General features: G+C 67.1%; 15 protein-coding genes and 1 pseudogene. 6 read left to right on the forward strand and 10 right to left on the reverse strand.

Going from position 1 to position 13,277, the window contains the following annotated elements; genetic code table 11:
- Positions 1 to 78: 78 nt before the first annotated feature.
- Complete coding sequence (locus tag ACOJTD_RS06395; RefSeq protein ID WP_420132088.1) at positions 79 to 582, reverse strand: cysteine hydrolase family protein; 504 nt, start codon at positions 580 to 582, stop codon at positions 79 to 81.
- A gap of 101 nt (positions 583 to 683) precedes the next feature.
- Between ACOJTD_RS06395 and ACOJTD_RS06400 the strand changes: the two genes are divergently transcribed.
- Positions 684 to 1,619 (forward strand): GlxA family transcriptional regulator, encoded by a 936-nt coding sequence (locus ACOJTD_RS06400; protein ID WP_420132089.1) that lies wholly within the window; start codon positions 684 to 686, stop codon positions 1,617 to 1,619.
- Positions 1,620 to 1,834: 215 nt separating this feature from the next.
- Here ACOJTD_RS06400 and ACOJTD_RS06405 read toward each other — a convergent pair whose 3' ends face one another.
- Both ACOJTD_RS06405 and gatA read right to left on the reverse strand, forming a co-directional pair.
- Positions 1,835 to 2,932 (reverse strand): sensor histidine kinase, encoded by a 1,098-nt coding sequence (locus ACOJTD_RS06405; RefSeq protein ID WP_420132090.1) that lies wholly within the window; start codon positions 2,930 to 2,932, stop codon positions 1,835 to 1,837.
- Between the two features lie 76 nt (positions 2,933 to 3,008).
- Positions 3,009 to 4,487: an Asp-tRNA(Asn)/Glu-tRNA(Gln) amidotransferase subunit GatA gene (gene gatA, locus ACOJTD_RS06410; RefSeq protein ID WP_420132091.1), complete on the reverse strand. Its 1,479-nt coding sequence runs from the start codon at positions 4,485 to 4,487 to the stop codon at positions 3,009 to 3,011.
- A gap of 179 nt (positions 4,488 to 4,666) precedes the next feature.
- Here gatA and ACOJTD_RS06415 point away from each other — a divergent pair, with 179 nt between their 5' ends.
- The gene (locus ACOJTD_RS06415) at positions 4,667 to 4,954 is read left to right on the forward strand and encodes a BrnT family toxin (protein ID WP_420132092.1); all 288 of its coding nucleotides are present in this window, start codon (positions 4,667 to 4,669) and stop codon (positions 4,952 to 4,954) included.
- Complete coding sequence (locus ACOJTD_RS06420) at positions 4,947 to 5,186, forward strand: BrnA antitoxin family protein (protein WP_420132093.1); 240 nt, start codon at positions 4,947 to 4,949, stop codon at positions 5,184 to 5,186. The genes ACOJTD_RS06415 and ACOJTD_RS06420 overlap by 8 nt, the downstream gene beginning before the upstream one ends.
- Before the next feature lie 3 nt (positions 5,187 to 5,189).
- On the opposite strand, the gene ACOJTD_RS06425 is transcribed toward ACOJTD_RS06420, so the two are convergent.
- The 4 genes from ACOJTD_RS06425 to ACOJTD_RS06440 form a co-directional block, all read right to left on the reverse strand.
- On the reverse strand, positions 5,190 to 5,396 hold the full coding sequence (locus ACOJTD_RS06425) for a hypothetical protein (RefSeq protein WP_378392140.1): 207 nt from the start codon (positions 5,394 to 5,396) through the stop codon (positions 5,190 to 5,192).
- A gap of 13 nt (positions 5,397 to 5,409) precedes the next feature.
- The gene (gene gatC / locus ACOJTD_RS06430) at positions 5,410 to 5,697 is read right to left on the reverse strand and encodes an Asp-tRNA(Asn)/Glu-tRNA(Gln) amidotransferase subunit GatC (protein ID WP_420132094.1); all 288 of its coding nucleotides are present in this window, start codon (positions 5,695 to 5,697) and stop codon (positions 5,410 to 5,412) included.
- A gap of 73 nt (positions 5,698 to 5,770) precedes the next feature.
- Positions 5,771 to 6,847, reverse strand: coding sequence for an NAD(P)H-dependent flavin oxidoreductase (locus ACOJTD_RS06435; protein WP_420132095.1), 1,077 nt, complete (start codon positions 6,845 to 6,847; stop codon positions 5,771 to 5,773).
- 87 nt (positions 6,848 to 6,934) lie between these two features.
- Entirely contained in the window at positions 6,935 to 7,171 is a 237-nt protein-coding gene (locus ACOJTD_RS06440) for a hypothetical protein (protein WP_420132096.1), read from the reverse strand.
- A 179-nt stretch (positions 7,172 to 7,350) separates the two neighbouring features.
- Here ACOJTD_RS06440 and ruvX point away from each other — a divergent pair, with 179 nt between their 5' ends.
- Both ruvX and ACOJTD_RS06450 read left to right on the forward strand, forming a co-directional pair.
- Positions 7,351 to 7,833 (forward strand): Holliday junction resolvase RuvX, encoded by a 483-nt coding sequence (gene ruvX, locus ACOJTD_RS06445; protein WP_420132097.1) that lies wholly within the window; start codon positions 7,351 to 7,353, stop codon positions 7,831 to 7,833.
- Between the two features lie 42 nt (positions 7,834 to 7,875).
- Complete coding sequence (locus ACOJTD_RS06450) at positions 7,876 to 8,262, forward strand: YchJ family protein (protein WP_420132098.1); 387 nt, start codon at positions 7,876 to 7,878, stop codon at positions 8,260 to 8,262.
- A gap of 267 nt (positions 8,263 to 8,529) precedes the next feature.
- On the opposite strand, the gene ACOJTD_RS06455 is transcribed toward ACOJTD_RS06450, so the two are convergent.
- The 3 genes from ACOJTD_RS06455 to ipdC form a co-directional block, all read right to left on the reverse strand.
- The gene (locus ACOJTD_RS06455) at positions 8,530 to 10,179 is read right to left on the reverse strand and encodes an acyl-CoA dehydrogenase family protein (RefSeq protein WP_420132099.1); all 1,650 of its coding nucleotides are present in this window, start codon (positions 10,177 to 10,179) and stop codon (positions 8,530 to 8,532) included.
- Between the two features lie 128 nt (positions 10,180 to 10,307).
- Positions 10,308 to 11,063 (reverse strand): M15 family metallopeptidase, encoded by a 756-nt coding sequence (locus ACOJTD_RS06460; RefSeq protein WP_420132100.1) that lies wholly within the window; start codon positions 11,061 to 11,063, stop codon positions 10,308 to 10,310.
- Positions 11,063 to 12,694 carry an indolepyruvate/phenylpyruvate decarboxylase gene (gene ipdC / locus ACOJTD_RS06465; RefSeq protein WP_420132101.1) on the reverse strand — a complete coding sequence of 544 codons (1,632 nt, stop codon included), beginning with the start codon at positions 12,692 to 12,694 and terminating at the stop codon, positions 11,063 to 11,065. The genes ACOJTD_RS06460 and ipdC overlap by 1 nt, the downstream gene beginning before the upstream one ends.
- A gap of 338 nt (positions 12,695 to 13,032) precedes the next feature.
- Here ipdC and pyrB point away from each other — a divergent pair.
- Positions 13,033 to 13,277 (forward strand): annotated as a pseudogene (gene pyrB, locus ACOJTD_RS06470) (aspartate carbamoyltransferase catalytic subunit); the annotation flags it as partial.

Here is a 13,277-nt window from a genome sequence, read left to right on the forward strand (position 1 = left end):
CTTTCTCGCCCCATCCGCGGCAAGGCGTGGATGCCCGGAACAAGCCCGGGCATGACAGTGGAAACAACAGTTTCAGGGCTACGCCCAGGCCTCCGCAGCCGTCGCGACCTCGGTCTTCGATGCCAAGGCATTCAGCGCGACCTGATGCACCACCGCGATCGGCGCGGCGCAGAGATCGCTGAGCACCTTGACGCGCAGGCCGTCGGCGGCGCGCGAGAGCGCGGTGAAGACTACGCAGTTCTGCGTCATCATGCCGGCAACCAGCAACTCATCAATCCCATCGAGATGCGTTGCCAGGTTGGTGTCCTGAAACGCGTCGGCGACATGCTTGGTGACGATCGGCGCGGCGCCGGCCGCAGCCAGGATCGCGGGACGGATCGCGACGCCGGCGCTGCCGGCGACGAACGGCCCGGTCGGTGCGGTGGAAACGTGCTGGACGAGGACGACGCGGTCGCCTGCTGCGCGCGCCTTGCCGATCGCGGCGACGAGACGCGCTTCCGTCTCTTCGGCCTGCCATAGCGGCAAGGCGCCGCCAGCGAAGTAGTCGTTCTGAATGTCGATCACGAGAAGCGCGCGGGCCATCGGTGTCTCCCTGCTTGGCTGTCGAAACGCTTCATCGCTCTAGGCCCCGGCGGCACCCGAGATCAGTGGCCTGATAGACATTGTTCGGCTAAATTGGGCCAATGCGGCTCGCCATTCTCGCCTACGACCAGATCAGCCCGTTCATGCTGTCGACACCGCTCGCGGTCTTCGGCGAACCGTTTCTCGCCAGCGGCCATCGCGTCGAGGTGTGCGCAGCACAGCGGCGGATCTCAGCAACGGGCGGCCTGACCATCGAAGCACCGCTGCCGCTCGCGGCGGCGCGCGAGGCCGACATCGTCATTCTGCCGGGCTGGCGCGACGCCAATGAACGCGTGCCGGCGGCCATCACGTCCGAACTGCGCGCCGCGGAGGCGCGCGGCGCGATGGTGGTGGGACTTTGCCTCGGCGCCTTCGGCCTGGCCGAAGCCAGACTGCTCGACGGACGTCGCGCGACGACGCACTGGGCGTGCGTCGAAACGTTCGCGACGCGCTATCCGGAAGTCTCCGTCGACGCGGGCGCTCTGTTCGTCGACGAAGGACAGGTTCTCACCTCCGCCGGCATCGCCTCGGGTCTCGATTGCTGCCTGCATCTGCTCGGCCGGATCTCGGGCGCGGCCGAGGCCAACCGCGTCGCGCGCCATCTCGTGGTCGCGCCGCAGCGCGCGGGTCCGCAGCCGCAACTGATCGCCCGGCCCGCCATCGGCAACACCTCCGATCGTCGGATCACCGATGTTCTGGAGGCGCTGCGGGCCGATCCGGCAGCGCCGCCAACCCTCGACGAACTGGCGCATCGCGCCGGGATGAGCCGCCGCAGCCTGACCCGCCACATCCGTGCGCGCACCGGCGGCAATCTCGGCGAGTGGCTGCGCCGCGTCCGGCTGGCGCGCGCGCAGGAGCTGCTCGCCGGCGGCACGCGTGGGCTGGAAGATGTCGCCGCGCGCTGCGGCTTTCCGGATGCGGCAGCGCTACGCACCGCGTTCCGCACCGAACTCGGCGTCACCCCGCGGCAATGGCTGGCGCGGCAGCGCGTTGACTGACGCGCCCGTGCAATTTTGCTTCTGATCGAACCCAGCCGAGCACGGCGACGTTACACCGCGCACAGCTTCATCGTGAGGAGGCGCGAAGCGCCGTCTCGAACCATGCGCCACCGGCACGCGCGGCCCGCATCCTTCGAGACGCCCGGCTGCGCCGGGCTCCTCAGGATGAGCACTCAGTGCATGTGCGCAGGAGCCGCTTCGATCGATGAAATGTTCTAATGCGGCGCCGGGGTCGCGGCGGCGTCGAAGGTGAGCGTGAACCAGGTGCCCTGGCCGCGGATCGTCCTGGCTTCGAACGCAACGTTGCGCGCGTTCTCTTTCAGGGTCTGCAGGATCAGCGCACCAAGCTTGCGCGGCGACGGCCATTCCTGACCTTCCGGCAGACCGACGCCATCGTCCGACACCACCACCGACACGCGGCCGGCCTCGACGCTGCAGATCACCTTGATGCGGCCGCCGCTGCGGCCCACGAAGGCGTATTTCAGCGCGTTGGTCAGCATCTCGTTGACCAGCAGTCCTGCCGGCATCGCGACATTGACCGACAGCGGGCAGTACGTCGTGCTGACTTCGTAGGCAACTTCGTCGCGACCATTGGCCTGCATCACCGCCTCGGTGACGTCGGATAGATATTGCCCGAGGTCGATGTCGTTGCCGCCGGCATTCTCGGCCGACAGGATCCGGTACAGCGCGGTCAGCGCATCGATCCGGCTGGCGAGCCGGGCCAGCGCCACCGTCTCGCCTTCAGCTGCGGAGCGCGCCTCGAGCCGCACCAGCGCGGTGACGAGTTGCAGATTGTTCTTCACGCGATGCTGCAGCTCGCGCATCAACGTGTCGCGTTCGCGGATCTGGGTTTCGAACTGCTCGATCTGCGCGCGTTCGCGCCCGCCGACATCGACCAGCGCGGCGATCCGGAAGCTCTCCAGACCATTCTCGCTCTCGATCACCGAGGCGTAGGCCTGCACGATCAGCACGCGCTCGGACGGCGCCAGCGGACGGAATACGCCGAGGAAATCCTCGCCGACGCGGATCGCGGCGCCGAGCGTCTTGGCCGGATCGTCTTCGCTGACCAGCGTGTCGAGGCAAGTCCAGCCCTGCCCCTCGACATCGGCGGGCGCAAGCTCAAGCAGGTTTTCGAATGCTTTGTTGATATAGGCGATGCGCTGCGCATCGGCATTGCCGCGCGACACCGCGACGGCAACCGGGACATTGTCGAGCAGATGCTTGTAGCGGTCGTTTTCGATCGCGACCGCGATCTCCGACGTCCGCAAAATCCCGTCGACACCCTGCGACGGCATTCCTTCGTCAGCGCTCATTCAACCATCCTGCCCGCGCGCAGCATGGCCGCAGCGCGGGATAAACGCAACGCAAAAGCAGCGTGCGGGCAGACGCTCAGGCCCACCACTTCTGCGGCGTGAAGCGGCCGGCGGATTGCTCGATGACCTCGCCGAGCGAGAACAGCGTCTCCTCGTCGAACGGCCTGCCGATCAGTTGCAGGCCAAGCGGAAGGCCCTGCGAGTCGCTGCCGGCCGGAACCGCGATGCCCGGCAGGCCGGCCATGTTCACCGTCACGGTGAAGATGTCGTTCAGATACATCTCGACCGGATCGGCGCCGCCCTTCTCGCCGATGCCGAATGCCGCCGACGGCGTCGCCGGCGTGAGGATCGCCGAGACGCCCTGCGCGAAGCACTGCTCGAAGTCGCGCTTGATCAGGGTGCGGACCTTCTGGGCGCGCAGATAATACGCGTCGTAATAGCCGGCCGACAGCACGTAGGTGCCGATCATGATGCGGCGCTTGACCTCGGCGCCGAAACCGGCGGCGCGGGTCGCCTCGTACATCTCGATGATGTTGCGGCCGTTGACGCGCGCGCCGTAGCGCACGCCGTCGTAACGCGCGAGGTTCGACGAGGCTTCCGCCGGCGCCACGATGTAATAGGCCGGCAGCGCGGATTTGGTGTGCGGCAGCGACACCTCGACGAGCTCCGCGCCAGCGGCCTTGAGCCACTCGGCGCCCTGCGACCATAGCTTCTCGATCTCGGCCGGCATGCCGTCGATCCGATATTCCTTCGGAATGCCGATCTTCATGCCCTTCACCGAACTGCCGACCGCGGCCTCGTAGTTCGGCACCGGGCGATCGACCGAGGTGGTGTCCTTCGGATCGTAGCCGGCCATCGACTGCAGCAGGATCGCGCTATCACGCACGGTGCGGGCGATCGGTCCAGCCTGGTCGAGCGACGACGCGAACGCCACGATGCCCCAGCGCGAGCAGCGGCCGTAGGTCGGCTTGATACCGACCGTGCCGGTGAACGCCGCCGGCTGGCGGATCGAACCGCCGGTGTCGGTCGCGGTCGCGCCGAGGCACAGGCCCGCGGCAACCGCGGCGGCCGAACCGCCGGACGAGCCGCCCGGCACCAGTTGCGCATCCGAGCCGGCGCGCCGCCACGGATTGACCACCGGGCCGAAGCACGAGGTCTCGTTCGACGAGCCCATCGCGAATTCATCGTTGTTCAGCTTGCCGAGAAGCACCGCGCCGTCGCGCCAAAGCTGCGTCGTCACCGTGGACTCGTAGGTCGGCTTGAAGTCGCCGAGGATTTTTGAGCACGCCGTGGTGCGCGTGCCTTTAGTCGCAAACAGGTCCTTGATGCCGAGCGGGATGCCGGCCAGCGGGCCGCCCTCGCCCTTGGCGATCTGCGCATCGGCCGCCTGCGCCATCGCGCGCGCCTCGTCCGGCGTCTCGACCACGTAGGCATTGAGCACGCGCGCCGCCTCGATCGCGCTGAGATGCGCGTCGGTCAGTTCGACCGCGGTGAAAGATTTTGCTGCGAGCCCGTCACGGGCCTCGGCGAGCGTCAGCGATGTCAGATCGGTCATGGTTCAGGCACGCCTGGAAGTGGAGCCGGCGCAGGCCGGTCGAAACCGCCGCGGATGGTGCGGCTGCATTGCAGCGCTGGCTAGCACAGCGCCTCCGACAATTGAAGCGATTGTGCCGGCCTGACGGGCGGAGCTAGGCTCGGGCATTGACGTTTATATTATTGTAGTTACATAATTCCATGGCGATCACGTTCGATCCGGCGAAGCGGGATTGGACGCGGCGACATCGTGGCCTCGACTTTGCCACCGACGCCGCAACGGCGTTTGCCGGGCGTATCGTGACCAAGCTCGACGATCGCTTCGACTACGGCGAGGACCGCTACATCACGGCGGGCTACGTCGGTCCGCGGATGGTCGTGATGGTGTGGACGCCGCGGAGCGGCGACCATCATGTGATTTCGATGAGGTACTGCCATGCCAAGGAAGAAGTCCGCTGGGCCGCCCTCTTTCGGCAAGGCTTTGACTGATGATCCTGACGATGCGCCCGAACTGCTCGACGAATTCTTCCGCAGCGGTGAGATTCGGATCGACGGCAAGCTCGTCCGCCGCGGGCGGCCGCCGCTCGGGGAGCAGCCGAAGAGTTCGGTGACGCTGCGGCTCGATGCCGATGTGCTGGAAGCCTATCGGGCGCTCGGACGCGGGTGGCAATCGCAGATCAACGCGGACCTGCGCAAGGTGCGCAAGCTGAAGAAGGCCTGAGGCCTATTTGTTGACCGGGCTGCAGAAGAACGGCGACAGCGTCTTGTCGTTCTCGGGCGCGTCGCGGTTCGTCTTGTCGGCGGCCTGAAGGCCGTCGAGCACGGCGTTGATCGCGGTGTCCTGATCGACGACTTTTCCCTTCCGCTCCATGGCGTCGAGGTAGTCCATATAGGCCTGATAGGCCTTCTCGTCGTCGCACAGCAGGCACATCAGCGGGTTCCTGTTACTCGACCACCTTGGGGACGAGATAGAAATGGTCCTCGGTCGCCGGCGCATTGGCGGTCACTTGGTCGGCGATCTCGCCGTCATTGACCACGTCGGCGCGCTTCTTCATCTGCATCGGCGTCACCGAGGTCATCGGCTCGACGCCGTCGACGTTCACTTCCGACAGCTGTTCGACGAAGGCCAGCATGGCGTTGAGCTCGCCCTGCAGATGCGGCACCTCGTCATCGGTCACGGCGATCCGCGCCAGATGCGCAATGCGGCGGACGGTGGCGGCATCGACCGACATTATATATGGCCCTTCCCGGAGAATGCGATCCGCGCCGTATAGCAGAGCCGGCTTTGCTGCCGCAACCTGGGGCTCAGCCCGCGAGCCGGCTCAGCCGCGCCAGCGCCGAGCCCGCCAGCGCCCGTGTCAGTTCCGCCGCCGGCATGTCGCGACCGAGCCGCACCGCCTGCCCGGCCCACAGATTGGTGAAGTCGACCTTGCCCTGCTTCTCGGCGGCGGCCTTTAGCGGGCCGAGCGCCGCGGCGGCGTGCGGGAATGACGGCGCGTCGGCCGACACCGGGCCGACCTCGCGCATCACCCGGTTGGCGATGCCGCGCGCCGGGCGCCCGGTCATCACATTTGTCATCACCGTGGCCTCGTCGGTGCCGTGCGCCAGCGCCGCGCGAACCAGCGCGCTGGTCCGCGCTTCCGGACAACGCAGATAGGCGGTGCCGATCTGCACGCCGGCGGCGCCGAGCGCGAACGCCGCCGCGATCGCCCGGCCATCGGCGATGCCGCCGGCCGCGATCACCGGCACATGCACGGCGTCGACCACCTGCGGCAGCAGCGCGAAAAGCCCCGGCTGCTGTGCGATCGACTGCGTCAGGAACATGCCGCGATGGCCACCCGCCTCGGCGCCCTGCGCGATGATCGCGTCGACGCCGTGTTCTTCCAGCCAGATCGCCTCGCGCACGATCGTCGCCGAGGCGATCACCTTGGCGCCGGTCGCCTTGACGCGCGCCAGCAGCGACGCTTCCGGCAGACCGAAATGGAAGCTCACCACCTCGGGCTTCAGCTCCTCGACCAGCGCGCACATCGCGGCATCGAACGGCGCGCGGCTCGCCGGCGGCACCGGCGCGGCCGGATCGATCCCGTGCTCCTGATAATAGGCGCCGAGCCGTTGCTTCCACACCGCCTCCTGCGCCGGGTCGGCGGGGACCGGCGTATGGCAGAAGAAGTTCAGGTTGATCGGCGCCGAGATCTGCTGGCGGAAGATGCCGACCTGCTCGCGCGCCTTGTCGGGGCTGAGCATCGCGCAGGGCAGCGACGCCAGCGCACCGCCGCGGGCCGCCGCGACTGCGAGTTCGGAGTCCATCGCGCCGGCCATCGGTGCCAGCAGAAACGGAAACTCGATAGCGAACAGATCGAGGAGACGGCGGTCCGGCCACATGATCGACACTCACGATGAAAGGGAATGAAGGAGCGGCGCGCGCCGTTGCGGGCCTGCGCCGCTGTAGCATAGCGGCGGGGCGGCCCGCTACGCCGCGTCGGACGTCGCCGGACGCAACTTCAGCAGGAAGCGGCGCAGCGCGATCCCGGCCCATACCGCCGTGATGATGCCGAGCGGCCAGACGCCGTGCAGGAAACAGGAGATCGCGCCGAGCCCGCAGGCGATCGCGAACACCAGAATGAACCAGACGCTGTGATCCTCCAGCGCGTAGCTCAGCACCATCACGGCGACCGCGGTCAATCCAATCCAACCGAGCGCGTCCATGTCTCCAACCCGTCAGCAACTCTGATCCAGCCGCTTTGTCGCAATGATCGCCCGGCGCGCGCAAGCGCGTTGTGATCCGGGGGTGGATCGAGCGGGCCACTTCAGAGGCGCGACTCGGCTCGACCAAAGCCGCGCCCCCTGCGGCTTTGCGCCATCGGCCGCGCGTGCTATGCGGCGGCATGCCTGCTCTCATTCTCCCGCTGGTCGAAGCCGCCGCCCATTGGCCGGCGCGCGGCACCCTGCTCGGCCTCGACCTCGGCACCAAGACGATCGGCGTCGCCGGCTCCGATCCGGACCGCAGGCTCGCGACCGGCATCGAGACCGTCGCCCGCAAGGCTTTCACCGCCGACGCACAGCGGCTGCTGGCGCTCGCAGCCGAACGCACCGCCTGCGGCTTCGTGCTCGGCCTGCCGCTCAACATGGACGGCAGCGAGGGCCCGCGCGCGCAATCGACCCGCGCCTTCGCACGCAATTTTTCCCGGCTGACCGATCTGCCGATCGGGCTGTGGGACGAGCGGCTGTCGACCGCCGCGGTGGAGCGCGAACTGATCGCCAACGACGTCAGCCGCGCCAAGCGCGCCAAGGTGATCGACGAACACGCCGCGATCTATATTCTGCAGGGCGCGCTCGACCGGCTGGCCGCGCTCGGCCGCGCGGGCTGATCGCCGCCGCCGTTTCGATCGAGCGATGATGGTGTTGATGCGATGAAATGCGTCTGTGGATCGGGCAAAGCTTACGACGACTGCTGCGGGCCCCTACTCGCACGGACGCGGCCGGCGCCGAGTCCTGAAGCCCTGATGCGCTCGCGCTACGCCGCTTATGTGCTGAAGGATTTCGACTACATCGTCGAGACCACCGATCCCGACACCACCCACTTATTCGACCACGATGCCAACCGGGCCTGGCTCGAGCAGTCGTCGTTCCTCGGCCTACAGGTGCTAAGCAGTTCGGAGAAAGGAATCCGCGGAACCGTCGAATTCATCGCCCGCTATCAGCGCGGCGACGGCCCCGAACAGTCCCACCACGAACGCTCGCAATTTCGGAAGCATCGCGGCAAGTGGTACTTCTCCGCAGGCGAGGCGGTCGACTAAGCCCCCGCCCTCACCCCGTCGTCATTGCGAGCGCAGCGAAGCAATCCAGCTCGCTGCACGAAGCTGGATTGCTTCGTCGCTTCGCTCCTCGCAATGACGGGGAGATGCCGTGCTAACGACTCGTCATGGCCGGGCTTGTCCCGGCCATCCACGTCTTGACGCGAGGCACGGCCGAAAGGCGTGGATGCCCGGGACGATCCCGGGCATGACGGGGATGGGTTGTGCCCTTAAGCTTATCAGTCTCTTGAGCGCTTAGGCCGATGCGCCTCACAGCTCCGGCAGTGCCCTCGCCAGCAGACTGCGCGCCTGCTCCGCGGACAGGTCCGCCGCGCCGTACATCGTCGCGGGCTCCGGCGTCAGGCGCGTTCGGGCGAACAGTTCAGCGTGCGGCGGGTGAATTTCGTTCAGCGCCGACGCGGCGGCGAGCTTGGCCAGCGTTTCGACGGCGAGCCGCGCGGTGCGCTCGTTGTCGGCCTGCAGGAGCGCCCGCGCGATCAGGCTCGCGGCAGCCGGACCGCCGGTCAGCGCGGCGGTGTCCTGAATCAAGGTCTGCAGCACTTCGGTACCGGCATTGGTTTCGCTCGACATCGCCCGCAGCACGTCGAGGCACATCACATTGCCGGAGCCCTCCCAGATCGCATTGACCGGCGCCTCGCGATAATGCCGCGCCAGAATGCCTTCCTCGACGTAACCATTGCCGCCGAGGCACTCCATCGCTTCGTAGAGGAACGGCGGCGCCGTTTTGCAGATCCAGTACTTCACCGCCGGCGTCATCAGCCGCATGTAGGCGGCTTCGAGATGATCGTGCGGCGCCTGATCGAACGCACGGCACAGCCGCATCACCAGCGCCACGGATGCCTCGACCTGCAGCGCCATGTCGGCCAGCACCGACTGCATCAGCGAGTGATCGACCAGGTGCTTCTGGAACACGCTGCGATGCCGCGCGTGGTGCAGCGCGTGCGCGAGGCCCGACCGCATCAGCCCGACGGAAGCGATCGCGCAATCCTGCCGCGTCAGCTGCACCATCTGGATGACGGTGCGAATGCCGCGCCCCGGCTCGCCGACCGGCAGCGCATAGGCGCCGGTGAATTCGACCTCGGACGATGCGTTGGAGCGGTTGCCGAGCTTGTCCTTGAGGCGCTGGAAGTGAATCTCGTTGATCGAGCCGTCCGGCTTGAAGCGCGGCATGAAGAAGCAGCTCAGCCCCTCCTCGGCCTGCGCCAGCACCAGGAAGGCATCGCACATCGGCGCAGACATGAACCATTTGTGGCCGATGATGCGATAGGCGTCGCCGTCGCGGATCGCGCGGGTAGCGTTGGTCCGCACGTCGGTGCCGCCCTGCTTCTCGGTCATGCCCATGCCGATGCTCATGCCGCGCTTTTCCGGCCACGGCACGAACGACGAGTCGTAGCGCTTGGTGCTCAGCACCGGCATCACCTGCGCCAGCAGATCCGGCTGTGCGGCAAGCGCCGCCACCGAAGCGCGCGTCATCGTCACCGGGCACAGATGCCCGGTCTCGACCTGCGCAGCCATGTAGAACTTGGCGGCGCGCGCCACTTCGGACAAGCCGCCGGCGGAATGGCCGTGCGCGTCCCAGGTCGAATTGTGGATGCCGGCGTGAAAGCTCTCCTGCATCAGCTCGTGATAAGCCGGATGAAACTCGACCTGATCGCGGCGGACGCCCTTGGCGTCGAAGGTCTTCAGTTTCGGCGTGTGCTCGTTGGCGAGCCGGCCGCGCTCGGCCATGTGGGCCGAGCCCCACGTCCGGCCGAAGGCCTCGAGCTCGACATGCGCAAAGCCTGCGTTGTTGAAGGTGACCGCCTCGACCAGCGGCCGATCGGCGCCGAACAGATCGACGTCCTCGAACGCCGGCGACTGATTGAAGACCTCGTGGGTCGCGAAAGACGGCTGCGTCATGAGTGTTCCCGGCGGGAGGCAAAGAGATTCGTGCGCATCTTATGCAGAAACCCGCGCCGGATCACGCCGGAACGGCCGCAACCTCGGCAACGTCCGATGTCGTGCCGGCAGCGGGAGGTAAAACGCACCTACTGAGACCGCCGCCGGATCGGAAAATCATACGCCACGCGGGGCACGCCGGGCAGCGAGAAGTGCCACCATTCCTTGGAGAAGTTGACGAAGCCCTGGCGCGTCATGGCGCCGAGCAGGATGCGGCGAAAGCGCCGCTGCGCCGGGCTGATCGATTTGGCGGCCGTGTAGGCTTTCGCATCCGAGCAGTCGTAGCTGGTGCCCATGTCGACGCTGTCTTCCGGCGCGCGCTGCGCCTCCGGCGCGGTGCAATCCGCATAGGCACGGTTCGGATCGAACGGCAGGCCTTTTGGCGCACGCAGATCGACCAGCGTCAGATCAACGGCGGCACCGGTCGAGTGGCCGGAATTCTCGGCGATGTAGCCGAGCCGGAACAGCTCGCTCTTGCTGAAGCCCGGATTGTAGCGCCGCTGCGCCGGGGTCTCGTGGCCGTCCTGCGCCCACGCCACCATGTCGCGCGACGCCCGCGCCGGCCGATAGCAATCGAGCATCTTCAGCGAGAGCTGCTGCGGCGCCAATTCGCGCTGCACCTTCACCAGCGCCTCGCCGACCGCGCGCTTGACGATGCATTCGTTCGCCTCGTAGCCGGCGAGCTTGCGCCCGACGAAGTTGTTGACGCCGGCGTAGCGGATGTCCTGCCGGATAGTCGGATCGAAATCGCGCAGATAGACGAAGTCGCCGGGCAGCGGCTGTGCATGCGCGGCGCCAGCGATGAGAACGCCTACGGCCAGCGCCGCTACGCTTCGCCACACCATTACTTCATCCGCTCACGCGCAGCCTTGAAGCCGGTGACGAAGCGGGCCAGCGTGTGCGAAGTGGCGCCGCGCGGCAGCATCACTTCGATCAACGAGAACTGTCCGCGCCGCGTCGCCGCCGCATCGAGCGCGGTAGCGAGTTCGGCACGGGTGGTGACCCGCTCGCCATGGCCGCCGATCGACTTGGCGATGTCGGCGAAGTGCCAGTCGTCGAGATCGTTGAATTTCGACTCCGGCTGAAACACCCGCAGCATTTCCCAGCTGCAATTGTTGAACAGCACCACGATCGGGTCGAGTCCGTAGCGCTTGCAATTGCCGAGCTCCCAGCCGGTCATCTGTAACGCGCCGTCGCCGACCAGGATCAGCGGCCGCAGCCCGGTCGCCGCAACGCCGATGCCGGCCGGCACACCGAAGCCCATGCCGGCGTAGTAACCGGGAGCGGCGAGCTGGGTGTTGTCGATCTCCATCGCGGTGAACAGGCAGTCGCCGATGTCGGCGGTCATCGGCATCTTGCCGTGCTTGTCGAACAGATCGTTGATCGCGGTGGCGATATCCGACGGCGCGATCGCCTGGCCGTCTGCTGCGAGCTTGCGCGGATAGGCCATGCCCTTGCCGGCGTTGCGCGGACGCGGCGGATGCTGCGCGGCATGGGCGTCGAGGCCGGCGATCAGATCGGCGAGCGGCAGATCGCGATAGACGTGATGGCCGATCTGCACTTCGCGGCCGGTCGCCAGCACCGTGCGGCGCGGATCAAGCATGTTGGTGGAGAGCGCGAAGTTGGTGTCGGACAGGATCACGCCGAACATCAGCACCAGGTCGGCTTCTTCGACCAGCGCCGACAGGCCGGCATCGCCGGCCGCGCCCATATAGGTGCCGGCGACGACGTCGTCCTCGCCTTCGAGCAGGCCGCGGCCCATGAAGGTCGTCACCACCGGCAGGCCGAGCTTGCGGGCGAGCGCGGCGACGTCCTTCTCGACGCCATAGCGGCGGATCTCGACGTCGACCACCACCACCGGCGATTTCGCCTTGGCGACGCGGTCGAGGATTTCCTGCGCGCACTCGTCGCGCGCCCCCGGATCGGCGGCGCGCTGCGGCAGCTTCACCACCGGCTCGACCTTGGCGTCGACCATGTCGCGCGGGAATTCGATGTACACCGGCAGCGACAGCTCCAGCGCGCTGCGCAGCACGCGGGCGATCTCGGCCGGCGCGGTCGCCGGATCGTTGAGCACCGCCTGCGCGCAGGTGACTTCCTTGAACACCGCGAGTTGCGAGTCGACGGTGCGGACCTGATGATGCAGCAGATAGCCGCTGCTGCGCTCGCGCATGCCCGGCGCGCCGGCGATCACCACCACCGGCGAACGCTCCGCATAAGCGCCAGCGATCGAATTGACCAGATTGAACGCGCCGGCGCCGTAGGTCACCACCGCGACGCCGATGCTGCCGCGATAGCGCGACGCCGCATCGGCCGCGAAGCCGACCGCCGGCTCGTGGCTCAGCGTAAAATACGGCAGCGTGCCGCTCTCCTCGATCACCTTGAAGAACGGCAGCACGAAGTCGCCCGGGATGCCGAAAATCTCCTGCGCACCGTGATCCTTGAGCGCGTCGAGCAGAGCGGTCGCAAGCGTCGGCATGAGAACTCCCAAGCGTCACAACAAGACCCGACCGCTTTACCAGAGCCGCGACTTTCGACCAACTCACCCCGCGTCCCGGACGCGCTGCGGCATCTCATGCCGCTGCGCGATCCGGGACCCCGGTTTCTTACTCGTTCAACCGGATCCCGCTTGCTTACGCGCTTAACCGGGCCCCCGATCTGCAGCGCACGACGCCGCTTGCGCGGCGCCATGCGCAGCGTCCGGGGCACAGGCTCTCGTTGAAAAGGTGCAAGCTTCAAGCTGCCGGGGGATTATTCCGCGCCGTGCCCCGTTGGCGCTTGCCCGCCTGGATGAGTCTGCCTATAGCTCTTGCTTTAATGACCCCAGCATCGAAATCGAGTTTCGTCCTCGGTCACCGGCATCTGCTGGGAATCGAAGGGCTTTCCGCCGCCGACATCACCGGCCTGCTCGACCTCTCCGAAGAATATGTCGAGCTCAACCGGCAGGTCGACAAGAAGCGCACCTCGCTGCGCGGCCGTACCCAGGTCAATCTGTTCTTCGAAGCGTCGACGCGGACGCAGTCGTCGTTCGAGATCGCCGGCAAGCGCCTCGGCGCCGACGT

This window comes from Rhodopseudomonas sp., from assembly GCF_048594845.1.
In the GTDB taxonomy this organism is placed as follows: domain Bacteria; phylum Pseudomonadota; class Alphaproteobacteria; order Rhizobiales; family Xanthobacteraceae; genus Rhodopseudomonas.